This window comes from Kitasatospora sp. NPDC032121 (assembly GCF_055580145.1).
The window spans coordinates 106562-133233 of sequence record NZ_JBVILX010000009.1 but is presented as its reverse complement, the minus strand read 5'-3'; the positions used below and the strand labels follow the sequence as shown (position 1 = coordinate 133233).

At 75.1% G+C, this 26672-nt stretch carries 3 protein-coding genes; all 3 read left to right on the top strand.

Translation table 11 applies throughout. From position 1 onward, the window contains the following. Positions 1 to 461 precede the first annotated feature (461 nt). The 3 genes from ACZ5OX_RS22925 (at position 462) to ACZ5OX_RS22915 (ending at position 26644) form a co-directional block, all read left to right on the top strand. Positions 462 to 1655, top strand: coding sequence for a cytochrome P450 (locus ACZ5OX_RS22925; RefSeq protein WP_465632477.1), 1194 nt, complete (start codon positions 462 to 464; stop codon positions 1653 to 1655). 198 nt (positions 1656 to 1853) lie between these two features. Then, complete coding sequence (locus ACZ5OX_RS22920; protein WP_465632729.1) at positions 1854 to 3449, top strand: GMC oxidoreductase; 1596 nt, start codon at positions 1854 to 1856, stop codon at positions 3447 to 3449. Positions 3450 to 3550: 101 nt separating this feature from the next. Further along, complete coding sequence (locus tag ACZ5OX_RS22915; RefSeq protein ID WP_465632475.1) at positions 3551 to 26644, top strand: type I polyketide synthase; 23094 nt, start codon at positions 3551 to 3553, stop codon at positions 26642 to 26644. The last annotated feature ends 28 nt before the right edge of the window (positions 26645 to 26672 follow it).

The window sequence follows — 26672 nt, the reverse complement described above, 5'->3', positions numbered from 1 at the left end:
CTTTTGGTCGGATCCTCTTTTTCACAGACGAAGCCGACCCCCCTCACCCACCCCCCCCCCCCCCCGCCCCCCCCCCCCCCCCCCCGGACCGCGCTCGACCGAACCGGAACGCGTCGAGCACGGTCCGGCGCCGGCCGTACCGAAGCAGGCCCGTGTGCACCGGCGGGCCGACCGAACCGGGGCCGACCGTGCGTACGCGGCGGGCCGACCGTACCGAAGCCCGCCCGCGCGCAGCGGTGGGCCGACCGAACCGAACCGAACCGAAGTTCCGGCCGGACCCGGGCCGACCGAACCCCTGCCCCGCCCCCACAGGGTTAGTGCCGCGGGTATTGGGTTTCGTTGACAGTGTTCGTTTTGGCTTCGTAGTGTCATTTTCGCGACCGACACGGCGCATTGCGCTTCGGGGGAGGCGGCCCCTGTAGCCCGTGCAGGATTTTGCGGGAACTCCTGGAAGGCGAATCATGACCGCGGTACAGCTCGCGAATTTCACCACGGTCCGCGAGGGATTCTTCAATCCGCCGGCCGAGATCCGGGAACTGCGGAAATCGGCACCGATATCCCGGACGGCTCTCGGGGACGGCCACTTCGGCTGGCTGGTGACCGGCTATTCCGCCGCGCGGGCGGTGCTGTCCGACCCCCGATTCAGTGCCCGGGGCGAACTGCGTCACCCGCCGGTTCCCCGTTCCGCGGTGCTGGAGGAGCCGGCGGCGGCGCCCGGGACGTCCCTGCGGCCCGTCGCCCCCGAGCACCGGCGCTACCGCACGCTGCTCCAGGGCGAGTTCACCGCCCACCGGATGCGCCTGCTCACCGAGTCGGTCGAGCGGATCGTCGAGGAGCGGCTCGACGCGATGGAACGGATCGGCTCCCCGGCCGACCTCGTCGAGCACTTCGCGCTGCCGGTCCCCGCCATGGTGATCACCGAACTGCTCGGCGTGCCCCACGCGGACCGCGCGGAGTTCCGGCGGGACACCGAGGTCTGGAGCAGCTTCGGCGCGTCCGCCGCGGACGTCATGACGGCCTTCGCCGGCCTCGGCTCCTACCTGCACGGCCTGGTCCTGGCGAAGCGGGCCGAGCCCGGGGACGACCTGCTGAGCGGCCTGGTCACCGGGGAGGGCAACCTCACCGACGAGGAGCTCACCTCGATCGCCTTCCTGCTGCTGGTCGCCGGGCACGAGACCACCGCGAACCAGATCGGCCTGGGCGTCTTCGCCCTGCTCGACCACCCCGGGCAGCTGGCCGCGCTGCGCGCCGACCCGTCGCTGACGGACGGCGCGGTGGAGGAGCTGCTGCGCTACCTGAGCATCGTGCACCACGGCCCGACGCGCGCCGCGCTGGAGGACGTCGAGATCGAGGGCCGGCTGATCAGGGCGGGCGAGGTGGTCATGGTCTCGCTGGCCGCCGCCAACCGCGACCCGCGGCAGTACGCCGACCCCGAGAACCTGGACGTCACCCGGCCGACGGCCGACCACCTGGCCTTCGGTCACGGCATCCACCGGTGCCTGGGCCGGCAGCTGGCCCGGATCGTGCTGCGCTGCGGCCTGACCGCACTGCTGCGGCGCTTTCCCGAGCTGCGCCTGGCCGTGCCGGCCGAGGAGGTCGGACTGCGCCACGACATGCAGGTCTACGGCGTCCACCGGCTCCCGGTGGCCTGGTAGCCCGGCCGGCGCGGACCGGCCCACCGAACCCCTCCGCAGCGGCTCGCTCGTGCGCGGGCCGGGCGTCGCGGTGCGCGAGAGCGGCCGAACCCCCGTACGGAAATCCCATCACCCTCACGACGACCCGGTCGGGTCGGAAGGTCAGGTACAGAGAGCGTGCCCGAGAACCAGAGCCTGTCCCGTCGCCGCCTCCTTGGCATGGCCGCGCTGAGCGCCGCCGCCCTCGCCGGTACGACCACGATCGCGACCGCCCGGAGCGCCCACGCGGCCGCCGCCGGCCCCGACACCACGTTCGTGCCGGCCGTGGTGATCGGCACCGGCTACGGCGCGTCGGTCTCCGCGCTGCGCCTGGGCGAGGCCGGCGTCCCGACGCTGATGCTGGAGATGGGCCAGCTGTGGAACCAGCCCGGCCCGGACGGCAAGGTCTTCAGCGGGATGCTCAGCCCCGACAAGCGCTCCAGCTGGTTCAAGACCCGCACCGAGGCCCCGCTCGGCTCGTTCCTCTGGCTCGACGTGGTCAACCGCGACATCGACTCGTACGCCGGCGTGCTGGACCGGGTCAACTACGACCAGATGTCCGTCTACGTGGGGCGCGGCGTCGGCGGCGGCTCGCTGGTCAACGGCGGCATGGCCGTGCAGCCGAGGCGCTCGTACTTCGAGGAGGTCCTCCCGCAGGTCGACTCCGGTGAGATGTACGGCCGGTACTTCCCGCGGGCCAACACCATGCTCAAGGTGAACAACATCCCGAAGGACTGGTTCGAGCAGACCGAGTGGTACCAGTTCGCCAGGGTCTCGCGGGACGCGGCGGCCAAGGCGGGCCTGGGCACGGTGTTCGTGCCCAACGTCTACGACTTCGGCTACATGCGGCAGGAGGCGGCCGGCACCGCGACGAAGTCCGCGCTGGGCGGCGAGGTCATCTACGGCAACAACCACGGCAAGCAGAGCCTGGACAAGACCTACCTGGCCGCGGCGCTGGGCACCGGCAAGGTCGTGATCCAGACCCTGCACCAGGTGAAGACGATCAGCCAGCAGGCCGACGGCAGCTACCTGCTGACCGTGGACCGGATCGACACCGGCGGGACGGTCGTGGAGACCAAGCGCATCTCCTGCCGCTACCTGTTCCTGGGCGCCGGCAGCCTCGGCTCCACCGAACTGCTGGTGCGTGCCCGCGACACCGGTACGCTGCCCAAGCTCAACGGCGAGATCGGCAGGGGCTGGGGCCCCAACGGCAACATCATGACCGCGCGCGCCAACCACGTGTGGAACCCCACCGGCTCCAAGCAGTCGTCGATCCCCGCGCTGGGCATCGACGACTGGGACAACGCCTCCGCCCCGGTGTTCGCGGAGATCGCGCCGATGCCGGCCGGCCTGGAGACCTGGGTCAGCCTGTACCTGGCGATCACCAAGAACCCCCAGCGCGGCACCTTCGTCTACGACGCCGCCGGCGACCGGGCCAAGCTCCAGTGGACCCGCGACCAGAACGCGCCCGCCGTGGCCGCCGCCAAGTCGCTGTTCGACCGGATCAACGCGGCCAACGCCACGATGTACCGCTACGACCTCTTCGGCAGCTCGCTGAAGAACTTCGCCGATGACTTCTGCTACCACCCGCTCGGTGGTTGCGTGCTCGGAAAGGCGACCGACACCTACGGCCGGGTCGCCGGTTACCAGAACCTCTACGTCACCGACGGCTCGCTCATTCCGGGATCGATCGGGGTCAATCCGTTCGTGACCATCACGGCGCTGGCCGAGCGCAATATCGAGCGCGTTATTCAGCAGGACGTCACCGTTTCTTGAACGGGCGTTCGGCCCCTGGGCGGATTCCGTCCGGGCGCGGCGCTGCCCGCGCGGAAAAGCACGGTTCTGGCTGTCATTCATCAGGTCGATGGAGCATGGTAATGAGCGAGTTCGATTCTGTTCCACCCGCGTTCGACATGATGACCGGGGAGGCGATCGCGGTCATCGGTGCGGCCCGTCGTCCGCCGCGGCCGACGAGCGAGATCGACGCGGAGTTCTTCGGGCTCCCGTCCGCCGCACCCGCGATGGCGGGCCCGGGCCTGGCCGTGCTGCTGGAACCGCTCTGGGAAGCCCTGGAGGACGCCGGCGTCGTACCCGCGACGCCGGCGGCCTCGGAGACCGGGGTCTTCCTCGCCCTCCCGGCGACGGAGGAGGCCGGCGAGCCCCCGGCGCCGGGCACCGATCCCGCCCTCGCCGACCTGGTGGGCACCGCGCTGCGGCTGGCCGACGGCGGCTCCCGGGTCGCCGTCACGCGGTCCGCGCAGGCGGCCCTGCACGCCGCCTGCGCGAGCCTGTGGCGCGGCGAGCGCGGCCTCGCGCTCGTCGCGGGCCCGGGCCCGCTGCTCCCCGGGCAGGCCGCGCCGGCGGAGCCGGACGGCCACGGCGCCGTCCTGCTCAAGCCGCTGGGCCGGGCACTCGCCGACGGCGACCGGATCCACGCCGTGCTCCGTGGGGAGGACACCGCCACGGCGGCCTCCACCGGCGCCACGATCACAACCGTCGCCGAGGCCGACCTCCCCGAGGCCGCCCTCCCCGAGGCGTCCGAAGCCGGTGCTTCAGAGGCCGACCCGAGCGCGGCCGGCACGACCGGGGCCGCGCCGGTCGCGCTGCCCTGGATCGTCTCCGCGGCGGACTCCGACGCCCTGCGGGCCCAGGCACAACGCCTCCACCGGCACCTGACCGCCCACCCCGAACTGCGGCCGGCCGAGGTGGGCCACGCACTGGCCACCACCCGCTACCGGTTCGCCCGGCGCGCCGTCGTCCTCGGCGACACCCGCGAGGAACTGCTCGCCGGGCTGGCGGCCGCGGCCCGCGGCGACCTCGCCGCCAATCTCGTCCAGGGCACGGCCGGCCCGGCCGGGCCCGCCTTCGTCCTGTCCGGCCACGGCACCCAGTGGGCCGGCATGGGCGCCGAACTCCTCGACACCAGCGCCGAGTTCCGCGAGGCCGCCGAGGCCTGCCGGGACGCCCTCGCCCCCCACCTGGACCACGACGTGCTGGACGTGCTGCGCCAAGCCCCCGGTGCGCCGCCGCTGGAACGGGTGGACGTCGTCCAGCCCGCGCTCTTCGTCCTCCAGGTCGCACTCGCCGAGACCCTGCGCGCGTACGGAGTGCGCCCGGGAGCCGTGGCCGGCCACAGCATCGGCGAGGTCGCCGCGGCCCACCTCGCGGGCGTGCTCACCCTGCCCGAAGCGGCCCTGGTGGTCGCCACCTGGAGCCGGGCCGAGGCGACGCTCACGGGCCGCGGCGCGATGGTCGCGGTGCCCCTGCCCGCGGCGCAGGTGGCCGCCCGGCTCGAACGCCGGGACGGCGGCCTGGTGCTCGCCGCCCACAACGGCCCCACCTCCGTGGTGGTCTCCGGCGACACCGACGCCGCCCTCGGACTGCTCGCCGAGCTGAACGCCGAGGACGTGCGCGCCCGGCGGGTGGCCATCGAACTGGCAGCGCACTGCTCCCACATCGACGACATCCGCGAACAACTGCTGGACGGGCTGGCCGGCCTGCGCCCGCGCACCGCCCACACCCCCCTGTACTCCTCGCTCACCGGCGCCCGCATCGACGGCCGGGAGGCCGACGCCGAGCACTGGTTCGAGGTGCTGCGCCGGCCCGTCCGGTTCGACCGGACCACCGGTGCGCTGCTGGCCGACGGCCACGACCTGCTGATCGAGCTCAGCCCCCACCCCTCGCTGACCGCGGCGATGCAGGAGACCGCCGCGCGGGAAGGCAGCCCGGCCGTCGCGCTCGGCACGCTGCGCCGCGACCAGGGCGGGGCGCGCCGCCTGCACACCGCGCTCGCCGAGGCCGAGGTCAGGGGCGCCGCCGTCGACTGGGCGCCGGCCTTCGGCGCCCCGACCCGGCGCCACGTCCCGCTGCCCACCTACGCCTTCCGCCGCCCGGGCGACGTCAGGTCGGCCGGGCAGCCGGGCCTGCGCGAGCGGCTGCTCGCCCTGCCCGCGAGCGAACACGAGCGGGTCGTCGGCGAACTGGTCCTCGCCGCGACCGCCGCGCTGCTCGACGGCAGCGGCACCGGCGGGATCGGTGTCGAGCGGACCTTCCGCGACCTGGGCCTCGAATCGGTCGGCGCCGTCGAACTGCGCAACCGGCTGTGCGAGGCCACCGGACTCACCCTCCCGCACACCGTGGTCTTCGAACACCCCACGCCCGCCTCCCTGGGGCGCCGCATCCTGGCCGAGGCGCTCGACGGGGGCGAGCGGGCCGCCGAGGACGAGACGCTCGCCGCGTGGGACGAGCCGATCGCGATCGTCTCGATGAGCTGCCGCCTGCCCGGCGGGATCGACACGCCCGAGGAACTGTGGCGGCTGCTGAGCGCCGGCGAGGACGCCGTCTCGGCCCTCCCGCGCGACCGCGGCTGGGAGGTCGACGCGCTCTACGACGCCGAGCCGGGCCTGCCCGGGCGCTACTACCAGCGCGAGGGCGGCTTCCTCCACGACGCCGCCGACTTCGACCCCGAGTTCTTCGGCATCTCGCCGCGCGAGGCGCTGGCCATGGACCCGCAGCAGCGCCTGCTGCTGGAGACCGCCTGGGAGGCGTTCGAGCGGGCCGGCATCGTCCCGCGGAGCCTGCGCGGCAGCCGGACCGGCACCTTCGTCGGCGTCATGACCCAGGACTACGGCCCGCGCCTGCACCAGGCCGACGAGGAACTCGGCGGCTACCTGCTGACCGGCAGCACCGCCAGCGTCGCCTCCGGTCGCCTCTCGTACTCCTTCGGCCTGGAGGGGCCGGCGGTGACGGTGGACACGGCCTGCTCCTCCTCCCTGGTGGCCCTGCACCTGGCCGTGCAGTCGCTGCGCTCGGGCGAGTGCTCGCTGGCACTCGCCGGCGGTGCCGCCGTCATCCCCACGGTGGGCATGTTCCTGGAGTTCAGCCGCCAGCGCGCACTCGCGCCCGACGGCCGCTGCAAGGCCTTCTCGGACCAGGCGGACGGCTTCGGTCTCGCCGAGGGCACCGGCATGGTCCTGCTGGAGCGGCTGTCCGACGCGCGGCGCAACGGCCACCCCGTGCTGGCCGTGGTGCGCGGCACCGCCATCAACCAGGACGGCGCGTCCAACGGCCTGACCGCCCCCAGCGGCACCGCGCAGCAGCGCGTCATCCGCCAGGCGCTGGCCGTCGCGGGGCTCACCGCGGCCGACGTCGACGTGGTGGACGCCCACGGCACCGGCACCAGGCTCGGCGACCCGATCGAGGCCCAGGCGCTGCTGGCCACCTACGGGCAGGACCGTGAAACCCCGCTGTGGCTGGGCTCGTTGAAGTCGAACATCGGCCACACCCAGGCCGCGGCGGGCATCGCCAGCGTCATCAAGATGGTCCTCGCGCTCCAGCACCGGACCCTGCCGAAGACCCTGCACGCGGACGAGCCGTCGACCCGGGTGGACTGGTCGGCGGGCGCGGTGCGGCTGCTGACCGAGCAGGTGGAGTGGGCCCCGGGCGAGGGCGACCGTCCGCGCCGGGCCGGTGTCTCCTCGTTCGGCATCAGCGGCACCAACGCCCATGCCGTCCTCGAACAGGCTCCGGCCGCCGACCCGGCCGCGCCCACCCGCCCCGAGGCCGCGGACCCCGAGCCCACCGACCCCGCAGCCGGGACCGAGCCGGCAGTCGGGACCGACCCGGCAGCCGGGACCGAGCCGCGCGACGCGGCCCACCCCGTGCCGTGGCTGCTCTCCGCCCGCACTCCCGAGGCGCTCGCGGACCAGGCCCGCGCCCTGCTCGCGCACGCCGAGGCCCACCCCGGCCTGCACCCCGCCGACCTCGGCCACGCCCTGGCCCTCACCCGCACCGCCTTCGAACACCGGGCGGTGGTGGTCGGCACGGACCGAGCCGAACTGACCGACGGGCTGCGGGCGCTGGCCGGCGACGGCGCCGCCCCGAACACCGCCACGGGCCTGGCCGCCGAGGCGCCGCGCGTGGTCTTCGTCTTCCCCGGTCAGGGCTCGCAGTGGGCCGGCATGGCGGTCGAACTCCTGGACGGCTCCGCGGTCTTCCGGGAGCGGATGCGCGCCTGCGGCGCCGCGCTCGCCCCGTACGTGGACTGGTCGCTGGAGGACGTGCTGCGCGGCGCACCGGGCGCGCCCTCGATGGAGGCCGCCGCCGTCGTGCAGCCCGCCCTGTGGGCCGTCATGGTCTCGCTGGCGGAGCTGTGGACCTTCTACGGCGTCCGCCCCTCGGCCGTCGTCGGCCACTCCCAGGGCGAGATCGCCGCGGCCTGCGTCGCGGGCGCCCTCAGCCTCGACGACGCGGCCCGCGTCGTCGCACTGCGCAGCCGCCTGCTGGGCCGGCTCGCCGGGCTCGGCGGCATGGTGGCCCTGCCGCAGTCGCCGGCGGAGGTCACCGAGCGGCTGGCCGCGTGGGAGGGCAGGACCGGCGTCGCGGCCCTGAACGGCCCCCGCTCGACCGTGGTCTCCGGGGACGCGGACGCGCTGGACGAACTGATGGCGGCCTGCGAGCGCGACGGCGTACGGGCCCGGCGGGTGCCGGTGGACTACGCCTCGCACTGCGCCCACGTGGAGGCCATCGAGGACGAACTCGCCCGGGCACTGGCCGGGATCACGCCGCGGGCCGCGCAGGTGCCGTTCTACTCCACGGTCACCGGCGAGGTGGCCGAGGGCGCGGTGTTCGACGCCGCCTACTGGTACCGCAACCTGCGCCGGACCGTACGGTTCGAGCCGGCCACCCAGCGGCTGCTGGCCGACGGCCACCAGGTCTTCGTCGAGGTCAGCCCGCACCCGGTGCTCGCCATCGGCGTCCAGGAGAGCGCGGAGGCCGCCGGGGTGCCCGCCGAGGTGATCGGCTCGCTCAACCGGGGACAGGGCGACCCCGCCCGCTTCCTGCGCGCCCTGGGCGAGGCCCACGTCCGCGGCGTGGACGTCGACTGGCCGACGGTCTTCCTGGGCCGCACCGCCGGCACCCCCGCACTGCCCACCTACCCCTTCCAGCGCCGCCGCCTGTGGCTCGACCCCGAGCCGGCGGCCGGCAGCGCCCCGGCGGTCCGCGACGCGGCCGAGACGCGCTTCTGGGAGGCCGTCGAGAACGAGGACCTCCAGGCCCTCGCCGACACCCTGGCCCTGGACGCCGACGCCACGCTCGCCGAGCTGCTCGGCGGCCTGGCCGCCTGGCGCCGGCAGGCGGACGAGACCGCCACCGTCGACGGCTGGCGCTACCGGATCGCCTGGCAGCCCCTGCCGCGCACCCCGGCGACGGTGACCGGGAACTGGCTGGTCGTCGCCCCCGCCTCCGCCACCGAGCAGGGCCGGCTCGGTGCCGTCCGCCGCGCGCTGGCCGAACACGGCGCACGCACCGAGCTGCTGACCGTCGAGCCCACCGAGGACCGCGGGCGACTGGCGGCCCGGCTGGGCGAGCTGGACGCCGGCGGCTTCACCGGCGTGCTCAGCCTGCTGGCGGACGACGAGGAGGCACTGCCCGGCCACCGGGTGGCGGCCGGCCTCGCCGCGACCGTCGCCCTCGTCCAGGCCCTCGGCGACGCGGACCTCGGCGCCCCGCTCTGGTGCCTCACCTCGGGTGCGGTCTCCACCGGCCCGGACGACCCGATCCGCAGCCCGCTGCAGGCCCAACTGTGGGGCCTGGGACGCGTCGTGGGCGCCGAGTACCCGCACCGCTGGGGCGGCCTGGTCGACCTGCCCGAGCAGCCGGACGAGCGGGCGCTCGCCCTGCTGACCGGCGCCCTGGCCGGCTCGCGCGGCGAGGACGAGCTGGCGATCCGCGGCGGCGCCGCGCTCGGCCGGCGGCTGGTCCGGGCCACCGCGAGCGCCAACCCCGCCCACGCGGACCGGCGCCCGCGCGGCACCGTCCTGCTCACCGGTGGAACCGGCACGCTCGGCGCCCACGTGGCGCGCCGACTGGCTCACGACGGCGTCGAACACCTGGTGCTGACGAGCCGCACCGGCGAGGCCGCCCCCGGCGCCGCCGAACTGCGCGCCGAACTGGAGGCCATCGGCACCCGCACCACGATCGCCGCCTGCGACGTGGCTGACCGGGACCAGCTGCGCGAGCTGCTCGACTCGCTGTCCGAGGAGCCGCCCCTCACCGGCGTCGTGCACGCCGCGGGCGTCCTCGACGACGGCGTCCTCGACGCCATGACGGTCGAGCGCCTGGAGCGGGTCCTGCGCCCCAAGGTGGACGCCGCGCTCAACCTGCACGAGCTCACCGCCGACCGCGAGCTGGACTTCTTCGTCCTGTTCTCCTCGATCTCCGGCGTCGTCGGCAACGCCGGCCAGGGCGGCTACGCCGCGGCCAACGCGTTCCTGGACGCGCTCGCCCACCAGCGCCGCGCCCGGGGCCTGCCCGCCACCGCCGTCGCCTGGGGCTCCTGGGGCACCGGCGGCATGATGGGCAGCGCGGCCGAGCAGCACCTCAGCCGCCGCGGCATCGTCCCGATGCGCGCCGACCTCGGCGTCGAGGCGCTGAGCCGGGCCATGGCGCACGACGACACCGCCGTCACCCTGGCCGACATCGCCTGGGACCGGTTCGTGGCCGCCTTCGCCCTCACCGGCCGCTACCCCCTGCTGGACGACCTGCCCGAGGCCCGCAAGCTCCTGGACGGCAAGACGGCCACGGCCGGCGCCGCCGGGGAGACGGGCGGCGCCGGCCGGCCGGCGCTCGCCCAGCGACTGGCGGGACTGTCCGAGGCCGAAGCGGCCCGTACGGTCCTGGAACTGGTGCGGGCCCAGGCCGCCACGGTGCTCGGCCACGCCGGCGCGTCCGCCGTCCAGCCGGGGCGCGCCTTCCGCGAGGTCGGCTTCGACTCGCTGGCCGCCGTCGAACTGCGCAACCGCCTGGCAGCGGCGACCGGCATGCGGCTGCCCACCACCGTCGTCTTCGACCACCCCACCCCCGCCGCCCTGGCCGGCTACCTGCACGCCGAGGCCGGCGGGCAGCGGGAGCAGGCGGGCGCCGCGCCGAGCCCGGCGGTCCACGGCCGCCAGGGCGCGGAGGAGCCCGTCGCCATCGTCTCGATGAGCTGCCGCTTCCCCGGCGGGGTCCACTCGCCCGAGCAGCTGTGGCAGCTGCTGGTCGACGGCACCGACGCGCTGACCGGCTTCCCCGAGGACCGCGGCTGGGACCTCGACACCATCTACCACCCCGACCCGGAACACCACGGCACCACCTACTCCCGCGAGGGCGGCTTCCTGCACGGCGCCGCCGAGTTCGACGCCGGCTTCTTCGGGATCTCGCCGCGCGAGGCGCTGGCCATGGACCCGCAGCAGCGGCTCCTCCTGGAGACGTCCTGGGAGGCCTTCGAGCGGGCCGGCATCGACCCGGCCACGCTCAAGGGGACCCCGTCCGCCGTCTTCGTCGGGTCCAACGGCCAGGAGTACGCCTCCGGCGCGGCCGTGGGCCGGGCCCCCGAGGGCGTCGAGGGCTACCTGCTCACCGGGCGCGCCGCCAGCGTCATCTCCGGCCGCCTGGCCTACGTCTTCGGCCTGGAGGGGCCGGCGGTGACGGTGGACACCGCGTGCTCGTCCTCACTGGTGGCCCTGCACCTGGCGGTCCAGGCGCTGCGGCAGGGCGAGTGCGCGATGGCGCTGGCCGGCGGTGCGACCGTGATGGCCGAACCCGGCATCTTCGTCGAGTTCAGCCGCCAGCGGGGTCTGGCCCCCGACGGCCGCTGCAAGGCCTTCGCCGGCGCCGCGGACGGCACCGGCTGGGGCGAGGGCGTCGGCATGCTGCTGCTGGAGCGGCTCTCCGACGCCCAGCGCAACGGCCACCCGGTGCTGGCGGTGGTGCGCGGCAGCGCGATCAACCAGGACGGCGCCTCCAACGGCCTCACCGCGCCGAACGGACCGTCCCAGCAGCGGGTGATCCGGCAGGCCCTGGAGAGCGCGGACCTGTCGGCCGCGGACGTGGACGTGGTCGAGGCGCACGGCACCGGGACGACGCTCGGCGACCCGATCGAGGCCCAGGCGCTGCTGGCGACGTACGGGCAGGACCGTGAAACCCCGCTCTGGCTCGGCTCGTTGAAGTCGAACATCGGCCACACCCAGGCCGCGGCCGGGGTGGCCGGCGTGATCAAGATGGTGCTGGCCATGGAGCACGGCCTGCTGCCGAAGACCCTGCACGTGGACGAGCCCACCCCGCACGTCGACTGGTCGGCGGGCGCGGTGGAACTGCTGACCGAACCGGTGGAGTGGCCCCCGGGTGAGGGCGACCGCCCGCGCCGGGCCGGCGTCTCGGCCTTCGGCGTCAGCGGCACCAACGCCCACGTCATCCTGGAATCGGCCCCGGCGGCGGCCGAGGGCGCGGAGGACGCGGCCGAGGACGGTCCCGAGGACACGGCCGACGCGGTGGAACTGCCGCTGCTCCCGTGGGTGGTGTCGGGCAAGGACGCCCAGGCCCTGCCGGCCCAGGCCCGGCGGCTCGCCGCTCACCTCGACGAGCACCCGGACCTGGACCTCACCGACCTGGCGTACTCCCTGACCACCAGCCGGACCGCGCTGGAGCGGCGTGCGGTGGTCGTGGGCCGCGCCCGCGAGGAACTGCTGGCCGGACTGACCGCGCTGGCGCGGGAGGAGTCGGCGCCGCAGCTGACGCGCGGCGCGGTCGGGCCGGACGGCTCCCGGCTGCTGGCCCTGCTGTTCTCGGGGCAGGGGAGTCAGCGGCTGGGGATGGGGCGCGAGCTGTACGCGTCCTTCCCGGTGTTCGCCGAGGCGTTCGACGCGGTCTGCGCTCACCTGGACGTCCACTTGGCGCGGCCGCTGAGCGAGGTGGTGTTCGGCGAGGACGCCGAGCTGCTGAACCGGACGGAGTTCACCCAGCCGGCGCTGTTCGCGATCGAGGTGGCCCTCTTCCGGCTGGTGGAGTCCTGGGGTATGCGGGCGGACTTCCTCGCCGGGCACTCGATCGGCGAGTTCGCCGCCGCCCACGTGGCCGGGGTGTTCTCGCTGGCGGACGCCGCCGAACTGGTGGCGGCCCGCGGCCGGTTGATGCAGGAACTGCCTTCGGGCGGGGTGATGGTGGCGGTGCAGGCCTCCGAGGACGAGGTGCTGCCGCTGCTGGCCGGCCGCGAGGAGTCCGTGGGGATCGCGGCGGTCAACGGCCCGTCCTCGGTGGTCATTTCGGGCGCCGAGGACGAGGTGGCGCAGGTCGTGGAGGCGCTGGCGGCCCAGGGCCGTCGGACGAAGCGCCTCGCGGTCTCCCACGCGTTCCACTCGCCGCTGATGGAGCCGATGCTCGCGGCCTTCCGCGAGGTCGCCGAGCGCGTCACCTTCTCCGCGCCGACCGTCTCGATCGTCTCCACCCTCACCGGCGAGCTCCTCACCGCCGAGGAGGTGACCGAACCCGACCACTGGGTCCGTCACGTCCGCCACGCCGTCCGCTTCGCCGACGCCGTCCAGGCCCTGGCCGGCGAGGGCGTCACGGCCTTCCTGGAGGTCGGCCCCGCCGCGGTGCTGACCGCGATGGCCCAGGAGACCCTCGCGGACGGATCCGCCGTCCTGGCACCGGCCCTGCGCAAGGACCACACCGAGGCCGAGGCCTTCACCACGGCCCTGGCCCAGCTGTACGCGCACGGCGTCGAGCTCGACTGGGACGCCGTCTTCACCGGCACCGGCGCCCGACGCGTCGACCTGCCCACCTACGCCTTCCAGCGCCGGCACTACTGGCTGCAGACGCCGGCGGCCACCGACGCGGCCGCGATCGGCCTCGCCGGCGCCGAACACCCCATGCTGGGAGCCGTCGTGGGCCTGCCGGACGGCGCCACGGTGCTGACCGGCCGGCTGTCGCTCGCCACCCACCCCTGGCTGGCCGACCACGCGGTCTCCGGCATCGTGATCGTGCCCGGCACGGCCTTCGTCGAACTGGCCGTCCAGGCCGGCCGGCAGGTGGGCCACGACCGGGTCGAGGAGTTCGTCCTGGAGGCCCCGCTGGTGCTGCCCGACCACGGCGGCGTCCAACTGCGGCTCACCGTGGGCCCCGAGGACCGCGACGGGCGGCGCACGCTCGCCCTGCACTCCCGGCCGGAGGACGCGCTCGACGAGCAGGGGTGGACCCGCCACGCCGACGGGACCCTCGCGAGCGTCCCCGCCCCCACCGAGCCGTCCGACCTCGCCGCCTGGCCGCCCCCCGGCGCCACCCCGGTGGACACCGGCGACATCTACGACCGGCTGGACGACCTGGGCTTCGGCTACGGCCCGGTCTTCCGCGGCCTGCGCGCGGCCTGGCGCCAGGGCGAGGACCTGTTCGCCGAAGCCGCCCTGCCCGCGGCCGCCGCCCCGCAGGCAGCCGACTACGCCCTGCACCCCGCCCTGCTCGACTCCGCACTGCACGCCTCCTGGCTCGGCCTGCTCTCCGGCTCCGCGACCGGCCAGGGCCTGCTGCCCTTCTCCTGGAGCGAGGTGAACCTGCGGGCCGGCGGCGCCGCCGTCCTGCGCGTCAAGCTGAGCCCGGCCGGGCCCGACACGGTGTCGCTGCTCGTCGCCGACGGCTCCGGCCTGCCGATCGCGACCGTCGGCAGCCTGGTGCTGCGCCCGGTCGCGGCCGACCGGCTGCGGGTCGCGGCCAGGTCCCGCCAGGACTCCCTCTTCCGGCTCGACTGGGTGGGCGCGCCGCAGGGCGGGGAACTGCCCGCGCCGGCGGTGCTGACCCTCGACGCCGCCACGGCCGACTCGCAGCTGTCCGCACTCGCGGACGCCGTCGGGGACGGTACGCCGGCACCCGCCTACGTCGCGGTCGCGGCCACCGCGCCCACGACCGGAACCCACGACCCCGACGGCTGGACCGGATGGGCCGACACCGTCCGCGCCGCGAGCCACCGGGCCCTGCGGCTCCTCCAGGACTGGCTGGCCGACGACCGGTTCACCGCCTCGCGCCTGGTCCTGGTGACCCGCAACGCCACCGCGCCCGACGGCGCGCACGAGGCGCTCGACCCGGCCGAGGCCGCCGTCTGGGGCCTGGTGCGCTCCGCGCAGTCGGAGCACCCGGACCGCTTCGTCCTGGTCGACCTGGACCGCGACACCGACCCGGCCGCCGTACTGCCCGCGGCCCTGGCCGGCGGTGAGCCGCAGCTGACGGTACGGGACGGCCGCCTCCTGCTGCCCCGCCTGGCGAAGGCCGTCGAAGCCGGACCGGACACCGGCCAGGCCTTCCCGGCGGACGGCACGGTGCTGGTCACCGGTGCGACCGGCACGCTCGGCCGGCTGGTGGCGCGCCACCTGGTCACCGAGCACGGCGTGCGCCACCTGCTGCTGGTGGGCCGCCGAGGACTCGCGGCCGACGGGGCGGGCGAGTTCGAGGCCGAACTCGCCGCCCTGGGCGCCGAACCCGTCACCGCCGCCTGCGACGTGGCGGACCGCGACGCGCTCGCCGCGCTGCTCGCGGCGATCCCCGCCGAGCGCCCGCTGACGGCCGTGGTGCACGCGGCCGGTGTCACGGACGACGGCATCGTCTCCGCCCTGACACCCGAGCGGGTGGACGGGGTGCTGCGCCCCAAGGTGGCGGCGGCCCTCAACCTCCACGAGCTGACCCGGCACCTGGACCTGTCCGCGTTCGTGCTGTTCTCCTCCGTCTCCGCCACCCTCGGCGGCGCCGGACAGGGCAACTACGCGGCGGCGAACGCCTTCCTGGACGCCCTCGCGCAGCGGCGCCGGGCAGCGGGGCTTCCGGCGGTGTCGATGGCCTGGGGCCTGTGGGCCGAGGGCAGCGGCATGACCGGCAAGCTGGCCACCGCCGACCTGGCCCGGATCCGGCGGATGGGCCTGGCCGCGATGGACTCCGCCGACGCACTCGCCCTGTTCGACGCCGCGTGCGCGAGCGACGGCGGCGTGCTCTTCCCGGTGCGGCTGGACGTCGCCGGACTGCGCGGCCGGGCCGCGGACGAAGAGGTCCCGGCCCTGCTGCGGGGCCTGGTCAAGGCCGGCACCCGCCGCGCCCAGGCCGTCGACGGCCCCACCACGGACGACTCCGCCACCCTGGCCGGCCGCCTGGCGCCGCTGGCCGAGGCCGAACGGCACCGCCTCCTGCTGGACCTGGTCCGGCGCGAGATCGCGGCCGCCCTCGGCCACGCCTCCCCGGAACAGGTCGATCCCGAACGGGCGTTCAAGGACCTGGGCTTCGACTCGCTGACCGCGGTGGAACTGCGCAACGCCCTGAACACGGCCTGCGGGGTCCGGCTGCCCGCGACGCTGGTGTTCGACCACCCGACGCCGGACGCGCTGGCGCGCCACCTGGTCGCCGAGCTGGTCGGCACCGTCGCCGAGGCGGCGCCGGTGCCGGTGGCCGGGAGGGAACCCTCCGGCCCCGACCAGTGGGCCGGGGACGAGCCGATCGCCATCGTCGGGATGAGCTGCCGCTACCCCGGTGGGGTGAGCTCGCCGGAGGACCTGTGGCGCCTGGTGGCCGAGGGCCGCGACGCGGTGGCCGGATTCCCGACCGACCGTGGCTGGGACCTGGACGGGCTGTACCACCCGGACCCGGAGCACGCCGGCACGAGCTACACCCGTGAGGGCGGATTCCTCTACGGGGCAGGGGAGTTCGACCCGTCGTTCTTCGGGATCTCGCCGCGCGAGGCGCTGGCGACGGACCCGCAGCAGCGGCTGCTCCTCGAAACCGCCTGGGAGGCCTTCGAGCGGGCCGGGATCGACCCGACCTCGGTGAAGGGCTCGAGGACCGGCGTCTTCGCCGGCGTCATGTACCACGACTACGGCTCGCGTCTGCCCGTCGCACCCGAAGGCCTTGAGGGATACCTGGTCAACGGCAGCGCGGGGAGCATCGCGTCCGGCCGGGTGGCCTACACCTTCGGCCTGGAGGGCCCGGCGGTCACGGTGGACACCGCGTGCTCCTCCTCGCTGGTCGCCCTGCACCTCGCGGCGCAGGCGCTGCGCTCGGGCGAGTGCAGCATGGCCCTGGTCGGCGGCGTCACCGTGATGGCGACGCCCGGCATCTTCGTGGAGTTCAGCCGACAGCGCGGGCTCGCGGTGGACGGCCGCTGCAAGGCCTTCGGGGCCGGGGCGGACGGCACGGGCTGGTCCGAAGGGGCGGGCATGCTGCTGGTCGAGCGGCTCTCGGACGCCGAGCGCAACGGGCACCGGGTGCTGGCGGTGGTGCGCGGCACCGCGATCAACCAGGACGGCGCGTCCAACGGCCTCACCGCGCCCAACGGCCCCGCCCAGCAGCGGGTGATCCGCCAGGCCCTGGAGAGCGCGGGTCTGTCGGCCGCGGACGTGGACGTGGTCGAGGCACACGGTACGGGGACGACGCTGGGTGACCCGATCGAGGCCCAGGCGCTGCTGGCGACGTACGGGCAGGACCGGCCCGAGGACCGTCCGCTGTGGCTGGGCTCGTTGAAGTCCAACATCGGGCACACCCAGGCCGCGGCCGGCGTGGCGGGTGTGATCAAGATGGTGATGGCGATGCGGCACGGGGTGCTGCCGAAGACCCTCCACGTGGACGAGCCCACGCCGCACGTCGACTGGTCGGCGGGCGCGGTGGAACTGCTCGCGGAGCCGGTGGAGTGGGAGGCGGGTGACCGCCCCCGTCGGGCCGGTGTCTCCTCGTTCGGCGTCAGCGGTACCAACGCGCACGTCGTGCTGGAACAGCCGCCGACGGCGGTCGCCGACGAGCGGCCGCTGGACGCGCCGACGTCCGGTGCGGCTGTCGCCTGGCCGCTGTCGGCGAAGGAACCGGTCGCGCTGCGCGGCCAGGCGGAGCGCCTGCTCGCGCACCTCGCGGAGCGTCCGGAGCTCGGACTCGCCGAGGTCGGCCTGTCGCTGGCGACCTCGCGTGCCGCGCTGGCGCACCGCGCGGTGGTCGTCGGCCGGGACCGCGAGGAACTGCTCCAGGGCCTGTCGGCCGTGGCGGAGGACCGGCGGACGGCCGCCGGCCTCGTGACGGGCGAGGCGGGTTCCTCGGCCGGACGGCTGGCGCTGCTCTTCTCGGGGCAGGGGAGCCAGCGGCTGGGGATGGGGCGTGAGCTGTGCGCCGCCTTCCCGGTGTTCGCCGAGGCGTTCGACGCGGTCTGCGCGGCGGTGGACGTTCACCTCGGGCGGTCGTTGCGTGAGGTGGTGTTCGGGGATGACGCGGAGCTGCTGAACCGGACGGAGTTCACTCAGCCGGCGTTGTTCGCGGTGGAGGTGGCGCTGTTCCGGCTGACCGAGTCGTGGGGTGTGCGGGCGGACTTCCTGGCCGGGCACTCGATCGGTGAGTTCGCCGCCGCGCATGTGGCGGGTGTTCTCTCGCTGGCCGATGCGGCCGAACTGGTCGTCGCCCGTGGTCGGTTGATGCAGGAGCTGCCCTCGGGTGGTGCGATGGTGGCGGTGCAGGCCTCCGAGGGCGAGGTGGCGCCGCTGCTCGCCGGCCGCGAGGAGCGCGTGGGGATCGCGGCGGTCAACGGCCCGTCCTCGGTGGTCCTTTCGGGTGCCGAGGACGCGGTGGCGGAGGTGGTGGAGGCGCTCGCCGCATGCAGGACGAAGCGCCTCGCGGTCTCCCACGCGTTCCACTCGCCGCTGATGGAGCCGATGCTCTCGGCCTTCCGCAAGGTCGCCGAGCGGGTGACCTTCTCCGCCCCGACGTTGCCGATCGTCTCCACCCTCACCGGACAGCCGGTCTCGGCGGAGGAACTGGCCGACCCCGAGTACTGGGTGCGCCACGTCCGTCACGCCGTGCGCTTCGCCGACGCCGTCCGGACGCTCGCGGCGCAGGGCGTGACGTCCTTCCTGGAGGTCGGCCCCGGCGGCCTGACCCCGATGGTCCAGGAGACCCTGGCCGACACCGAGGTGACGGCCGTTCCGGTGCTGCGCGCCGACCGGCCGGAGGACGTGGCTCTCACCACGGGCCTGGCCCAGCTGTACGCGCGCGGACTGGCCCTCGACTGGGACGCGGTCTTCGCCGGGCGCGGCGCCCGACGCGTCGACCTGCCGACCTACGCCTTCCAGCGCCGGCACTACTGGCTGGAAGCGCCCGCGACCACCGGGGACGTGACCTCCGTCGGCCTGGTCGCCGCGGAGCACGCCCTGCTGGGCGCGGCGGCGAGCCTGCCCGACGGCGGCGTCCTGCTGACCGGCCGGCTGTCGCTCCCCACCCACGCCTGGCTGGCGGACCACGCGGTGTCCGGCGTGGTGCTGGTGCCCGGCACGGCCTTCCTCGACATGGCGGTACGGGCCGGTGATGAGACCGGCTGCGACCGGGTGGAGGAACTGACCCTCCCCGCGCCGCTGGTGCTTCCCGCGCGGAACGCGGTGCAGATCCGGGTGACCGTCGGAGCCGCCGACCCGACCGGGCGGCGCGCGCTGGAGATCCACTCGCGCCCCGAGGACGGCTCGGCGACGGACGCCCCGTGGACGTGCCACGCCACCGGCGTCCTCGCACAGTCCGACGGCCCTGCTCGGCCGGACACGGTCGATGCGGCCGTCTGGCCGCCCGTCGGCGCGACGGCTGTGGACGTCGACGGCTGCTACGAGCGGCTCGAAGAGGCCGGCTTCGGCTACGGCCCGGTGTTCCGGGGCCTGCGTTCCGTGTGGCGGCACGGGTCGGACCTCCTCGCCGAGGTTGCTCTGCCCGAGGACGTCCCGGTGGCCGGCTTCGCCCTGCACCCGGCCCTGCTCGACTCCGCCCTGCACGCGATGGGCGTGGGCGGCTTCCTCGCCGACGGCCACGAGGGGCGGATCCCGTTCTCGTGGAGCGGGGTGAGCGTGGCGACCACCGGTGCGACCGCGTTGCGGGTCCGGCTGGCCCCGTCGACGGTTCCCGGGGCCGGTGCGGACACCGTGTCGCTGGCGATCGCGGACGGCGAAGGCCGCTCGGTGGCCTCCGTGGACGCGCTGGCCCTGCGGTCGGTGACGGGCGAGCAGCTCTCGGCGGCCCGCACGGCGGACGCCGGTTCGCTCTACCGGGTGGAGTGGGTGCCGGGGTCGGCCGTGGCTGGTGAGCCCGTCGAGGTGGAGGTTCGCGAGGATCTGGCGGCTCTGCCGGCCGGTGCCGTGGTGCCCGGGGTGGTGGCGGTGGAGTGCCCGCCGTCGGGTCCGGGTGCCGAGGGTGTGCGCGTGGCGGTGTGCGGCGTGCTGGGGCTGCTCGGTGAGTGGCTGGGCGGGGAGCGTTTCGGTGACTCGCGGTTGGTCGTGGTGACCCGTGGTGCGGTCGCGGTGGGTGCGGATGACGCGAGTGGTCTCGATGCGGGCCAGGCCGCGGTGTGGGGCCTGGTGCGCTCTGCCCAGTCGGAGCACCCGGGTCGGTTCGTGCTGGTGGATGTGGAACCGGGGCTCGGGGAGCGGGATCTCCGGGAGGCGCTGTCCGGGGCGGTGACGCTGGACGAGCCGCAGGTGGCCGTACGGGGCGGTGAGCTGTCGGTGCCGCGTCTCGCGCGGGCGGCTCAGGACCCGTCCTCGGCCGTTGCCGTCCCCTTCGCGGCGGACGGCACGGTCCTGGTCACCGGTGCGACCGGTACGCTCGGCCGGCTGGTGGCGCGCCACCTGGTCGCCGAGCACGGTGTGCGGCACCTGCTGCTGGTCGGTCGCCGAGGGCTCGCGGCCGATGGTGCGGGCGAGTTCGAGGCCGAGCTCGTCGCCCTGGGTGCCGAGCCCGTCACCGCCGCCTGCGACGTGGCGGACCGCGACGCGCTCGCCGCGCTGCTCGCGGCGATCCCCGCCGAGCGCCCGCTGACGGCCGTGGTGCACGCGGCGGGAGTGGTGGAGGACGGCATCGTCTCCGCCCTGACGCCGGAGCAGGTCGAGCGGGTGTTCCGACCGAAGGTGGACGCGGCGCTGCTGCTGGACGAGTTGACGCGGGGCCTGGAGCTGTCGGCGTTCGTGCTGTTCTCGTCCGCTGCCGGGGTGTTCGGCAGTGCGGGGCAGGGCAACTACGCGGCGGCGAACGCCTTCCTGGACGCGCTGGCGCGGCGGCGCCGGGCAGCGGGGCTTCCTGCGGTGTCGATGGCCTGGGGCCTGTGGGCGCAGGACAGCACGCTGAGCGGCGAGTTGAGCGAGACGGACCGGCGCCGGATCTCCCGTTCCGGGCTGGCCGCGATCGAGACCGCGGACGGCCTGGCGCTCTTCGACGCCGCCCTCCACTCCGCCGAACCGGCCGTGGTACCGACCAGGCTGGAGACGGCCGCGCTGGCCGCACAGGCCCGTTCCGGGGCCCTGCCGGCCCTGTTCGGTGGCCTGGTGCGAACCCCGGTGCGGCGCACGCTGGACGGTGCCGCCACGACGGCGACCGGTTCGCCGCTGGCGCGGCGCCTGGCGGGCCGGCCCGAGGACGAGCAGCTCGACATCGTGCAGGCCCTGGTGCGCGAGCAGGCGGCCACCGTACTGGGCCACGACTCGGTGACCACCGTCGCGGCGGACCGTCAGTTCAGGGACCTGGGCTTCGACTCGCTGACCGCGGTGGAGCTGCGCAACGCCCTGAACGCGGCCTGCGGGGTCCGGCTGCCGGCGACGCTGGTGTTCGACCACCCGACGCCGGAGGCGCTGGCGCGCCACCTGGTCGCCGAGCTGGTCGGTTCGGCGGCGGAGATCGAGCTTCCCGCCCCGGCCCGGTCGGCGGCCGCGGACGAGCCGATCGCCATCATCGGGATGAGCTGCCGCTACCCCGGTGGGGTGAGCTCGCCGGAGGAGCTGTGGCGCCTGGTGGCCGAGGGCGGCGACGCGATCGGCGGGTTCCCGACCGACCGTGGCTGGGACCTGGACGGGCTGTACCACCCGGACCCGGAGCACGCCGGTACGAGCTACGCGCGGGAGGGCGGATTCCTCTACGGGGCGGGGGAGTTCGACCCGTCGTTCTTCGGGATCTCGCCGCGTGAGGCGCTGGCGATGGACCCGCAGCAGCGGCTGCTGCTGGAGACCTCCTGGGAGGCGTTCGAGCGGGCCGGGATCGACCCGGGCTCGGTGAAGGGCTCGCGGACCGGCGTCTTCGCCGGCGTCATGTACCACGATTACGCGTCGCAGCTCGCCGAGGTGCCGGACGGCCTCGAAGGCCACCTCGGGATGGGGACCTCCGGCAGCGTGGCCTCCGGCCGGGTGGCCTACGTCTTCGGCCTGGAGGGTCCGGCGGTGACGGTGGACACGGCGTGCTCGTCCTCGCTGGTGGCCCTGCACCTGGCGGCGCAGGCGCTGCGCTCGGGTGAGTGCACGATGGCACTGGTCGGTGGCGTCACCGTGATGGCGACACCGAGCACCTTCATCGAGTTCAGCCGGCAGCGCGGGCTGTCGGCGGACGGCCGCTGCAAGGCCTTCGGCGCGACGGCGGACGGCACGGGCTGGTCCGAAGGGGCGGGCATGCTGCTGGTCGAGCGGCTGTCCGACGCCGAGCGCAACGGGCACCAGGTGCTCGCGGTCGTGCGCGGCAGCGCGGTGAACCAGGACGGTGCGTCCAACGGTCTGACGGCCCCGAACGGTCCCGCGCAGCAGCGGGTGATCCGCCAGGCGTTGGCCAGTGCGGGGCTGTCGGCGGCGGACGTGGACGTGGTCGAGGCGCACGGCACCGGCACGACGCTCGGTGACCCGATCGAGGCTCAGGCGCTGCTGGCCACCTACGGCCAGGAGCATGCGGAGGACCGGCCGCTGTGGCTCGGGTCGATCAAGTCGAACATCGGTCACACCCAGGCCGCGGCCGGTGTGGCGGGCGTGATCAAGATGGTGATGGCGATGCGGCACGGGGTGCTGCCGCGCACGCTCCACGCGGACGAGCCGTCGCGGCACGTCGACTGGTCGGCGGGTGCGGTGCGGCTGCTGGCGGAGCCGGTGGAGTGGGAGGTGGGTGACCGCCCGCGGCGGGCCGGCGTCTCCTCGTTCGGCGTCAGCGGCACCAACGCGCACGTCGTGCTGGAACAGCCGCCGACGGCGGTCACCGCCGAGCGGTCGGTGACTGCGCCGGAGTCCGCCGCGGCCGTGGTGCCCTGGACGCTGTTCGCCAAGGACGAGCCCGCGCTGCGGGCGCAGGCGCGGCGCCTGGCCACGTACGTCACCGAGCGCCCGGAACTCGACCCGGTGGACCTCGGCTACTCGCTGGCCACCTCGCGCGCGGCGATGGAGCACCGTGCGGTCGTGATGGGCCGTGACCGGGAGGAGCTGCTCCAGGCCGTGGCCGCGATCGCCGAGGACGGACAGCCCGTCGGGTCGGCGCGGGGCTCCGCTTCCCCGGACGCCGGGCTCGCGTTCCTGTTCTCGGGGCAGGGGAGTCAGCGGCTGGGGATGGGGCGTGAGCTGTGCGCGTCCTTCCCGGTGTTCGCCGAGGCGTTCGACGAGGTCTGCGCGGCGGTGGACGTTCACCTCGGGCGGTCGTTGCGTGAGGTGGTGTTCGGTGAGGACGCCGAGCTGCTGAGCCGGACGGAGTTCACCCAGCCGGCGTTGTTCGCGGTGGAGGTGGCGCTGTTCCGGCTCACCGAGTCGTGGGGGGTGCGGGCGGACTTCCTGGCCGGGCACTCCATCGGTGAGTTCGCCGCCGCCCATGTGGCGGGTGTTCTGTCGCTGGCCGATGCGGCCGAACTGGTCGTGGCCCGTGGCCGGTTGATGCAGGAGCTGCCGTCGGGTGGTGCGATGGTGGCGGTGCAGGCCTCCGAGGAGGAGGTGGCGCCGCTGCTCGCCGGTCGCGAGGAGCGCGTCGGTATCGCGGCGGTCAACGGCCCGTCCTCGGTGGTCCTTTCGGGCGGTGAGGACGCGGTGGCCGAGGTGGTGGAGGCTCTGGCGGCCCAGGGTCGTCGCACGAAGCGCCTCGCGGTCTCGCACGCGTTCCACTCGCCGCTGATGGAGCCGATGCTCGCGGCCTTCCGCGAGGTCGCCGAGCGCGTCACCTTCTCCGCCCCGACGTTGCCGATCGTCTCCACCCTCACCGGCCGGCTCCTCACCGCCGAGGACCTGGCCGACCCGGACTACTGGGTGCGCCACGTCCGTCACGCGGTGCGGTTCGCCGACGCCGTCCGGACCCTGGCGGCGCAGGGTGTGACGTCCTTCCTGGAGGTGGGCCCCGGCGGCCTGACCCCGATGGTCCAGGAGACCCTGGCCGACACGGATGTGGCCGCCGTCCCCGCTCTGCGTGCCGACCGCGCCGAGGAGTCCGCGTTCACCACCGCCCTGGCCCAGCTGTACGTCCACGGCATCGCCCTCGACTGGGACGCGGTCTTCGCCGGCCGCGGCGCCCGGCGGGTCGACCTGCCGACCTACGCCTTCCAGCACCAGCGGTACTGGCTGGAGTCGAGCCGGCCGGTCGGTGACGTCGCCGCGGCGGGCCTGACGGCGGCCGACCACCCGCTGCTGGCCGCGGTGGTCCCGCTGGCCGGCGGCGAGGGTGCGCTGTTGACCGGTCGGCTGTCGCCGGCGGCTCAGCCCTGGCTGGCGGAGCACGCGGTGATGGGTGTGGTCCTGCTGCCCGGCACGGCGCTGGTGGACCTGGTGCTGCGAGCGGGTGACGAGGTGGGCTGCGACCTGTTGGAGGAGCTGACCATCCAGGCACCGCTGGTCCTGCCCGAGCAGGGTGCGGTCCAGCTGCAGATCACCGTCGGCGGCGCCGACGAGTCCGGACGCCGCACGGTGACCGTGCACTCCCGCCCGGAGTCCGGCGACGGCGACGAGCCGTGGATCTGCCACGCGACCGGAGCGGTCGCACCCGGGCGGAGCGAGGCGTTCGACCTGTCGGTGTGGCCGCCGGTGGGAGCCGAGGCCGTGGCGACCGCCGGGTACTACGAGCGGCTGGCGGAGCTCGGCTTCGGGTACGGGCCGGTGTTCCAGGGGCTGCGCGCGGTCTGGCGCAGTGGCGACGAGGTGTTCGCGGAGGTCGCGCTGCCGGAGGGGACGGAGGTCGCCGGGTTCGGTGTTCATCCGGCCCTGCTGGACGCGGCGCTGCACGCGGTGGGGCTGGGCGGCCTGCTGCCCGACACCGGCCAGGGGCGGATCCCGTTCTCCTGGAGCGGAGTGAGTGTGACGGCCACCGGCGCGAGCGCGCTGCGCGTGCGACTGGCCCCGGCCGGCCCCGACGCCGTCTCGCTGCTGGTCGCCGACGCCACCGGCCACCCCGTGGCCACCGTCGACTCCCTCGTCCTGCGCCCCGTCTCCGCCGAGCAGCTGACCGCTGCCCGCGGTGGCCGGCCGGACTCGCTCTACCGCGTCGACTGGACGGTCCTGCCGGCCGAGCGGCGGCCGATGGGCGAGTCGTGGGCGGTCATTGGTGACGACGACGGCCTGCGCGCCGCCGTCGAGGAGAGCGGAGTGCGCGCCGACTTCCACCCGGACCTGTCCGGTGTGCTGGCGCGGTCGGAGAGCGGCGGCCGGGTGCCCGGCGTGGTCCTGGCGACGGTGGGCACCCAGGTCGACAGCGATCACCCCGCCCCGCACGCACACCGCACCGTCCTCCGGATGCTGGAACTGCTGCAGCAGTGGGTGTCCGACGAGCGGCTCACCGACTCCCGGCTCGTGGTGCTGACCGGCAGCTCGGTGGTCGCGGCTGACGGCGACAAGGAGGTCGACCCGGCCCAGGCCGCGGTCCGCGGCCTGGTGCGGTCCGCGCAGGCGGAGCACCCTGGCCGGTTCCTCCTGGTCGACCTGGACCGGGACGCGGACTCGGTGCGGGCCCTGCCCGCGCTGCTCACCGCCGACGAGGAGCAGTTCGCAGTGCGCGACGGTCAGCTGCTGGTGCCCCGTCTCGTGCGGATCGAGACGGCGGACGCCGGTGCCGCCGCCGGCCCCTTCGCGGCGGACGGCACGGTGCTGGTCACCGGCGCCTCGGGCGCCCTGGGCCGGCTGGTGGCCCGGCACCTGGTGGCCGAGCGCGGTGTCCGCAGGCTGCTGCTGGCGAGCCGTTCCGGCGGGAACGCCGAGGGAACGGCCGAGCTGGTGGCGGAGCTGACGGCCGGGGGCGCCGAGGTCACCGTCGAGGCCTGTGACGTGGCGGACCGGGACGCGCTGGCCGCGCTGCTGGCGGCCGTTCCGGTGGAGCATCCGCTGACGGCGGTCGTGCACGCGGCCGGTGTGACGGACGACGCGCTGGTCGGGTCGCTGACGCCGGAGCGGGTGGAGCGGGTGTTCCGGCCGAAGGTGGACGCGGCGCTGCTGCTGGACGAGTTGACGCGGGATCTGGAGCTGTCGGCGTTCGTGCTGTTCTCCTCGGCCGCCGGGGTGTTCGGCGCCGCGGGGCAGGGCAACTACGCGGCGGCCAACGCCTTCCTGGACGCCCTCGCGCAGCAGCGCCGGGCATCGGGGTTGCCGGCGGTGTCGATGGCCTGGGGCCTGTGGGCCGAAGGCAGCGGGATCACCGGCCGGATGACGGAGGCCGACCGCGCCAGGATGGCCCGCAGCGGAGTCCTGCCGCTCGCCACGGAGGAGGGCCTGGCGCTCTTCGACGCCGCCTCCGCTCAGGGCGGGACGACCGTGGTGCCGGTCCGACTGGACCCCGCGGGCCTGCGGGCCCAGGCCGCCGCGGGCACCCTGCCCGCGCTGCTGCGAGGGCTGGTGCGGGTCCCGGCCCGGCAGGCCGCGGCGAGCGCGGCGCCCGGCGGGGCGGTCACGCTGTCCGCACGGCTGACCGGACTGACCGAGACCGACCAGCGCAGGCTGGTGCTGGACGTGGTCTGCGAGCACGTGGCGGCGGTCCTCGGGCTCGCCTCGCCCCAGGCGGTGCGTCCCGACCGGCAGCTGCGCGAACTCGGGTTCGACTCGCTGACCGCGGTCGAGCTGCGCAACCGCCTGGCCGCGGCCAGCGGACTGCGGCTGCCTCCCACGCTGATCTTCGACTACCCGACGCCCGTCGAGCTCGCCGAGCACCTGCGGGTCGAGTCCGCGCCGGCGGCGCCCGGTCTCGGTGCGTTGCTCGCCGAACTCGACGGCCTGGAGGAGAAGTTGCGTACGGCGGCGGCGGACGACGAAGGCCGCACGGCCGTCACCGCGCGACTGCGGGCCCTGGCGGCGCTGTGGGCGGACTCCTCGGACACCGCTCCCACGGACGAGCCCAGCCTCGCCGACGAGCTCGGCACGGCGACCGACGACGAGATGTACGACTTCATCGGCAAGGAGTTCGGCATCTCCTGACCCCCGGAGAGTTGGCGGTCAACTCCCT

Bases quoted from the DNA above. Each gene is read 5' to 3' on its own strand.
- ACZ5OX_RS22920 (WP_465632729.1), top strand. From the start codon at position 1,854: ATGGCCGCGCTGAGCGCCGCCGCCCTCGCCGGTACGACCACGATCGCG.
- ACZ5OX_RS22925 (WP_465632477.1), top strand. From the start codon at position 462: ATGACCGCGGTACAGCTCGCGAATTTCACCACGGTCCGCGAGGGATTC.
- ACZ5OX_RS22915 (WP_465632475.1), top strand. From the start codon at position 3,551: ATGAGCGAGTTCGATTCTGTTCCACCCGCGTTCGACATGATGACCGGG.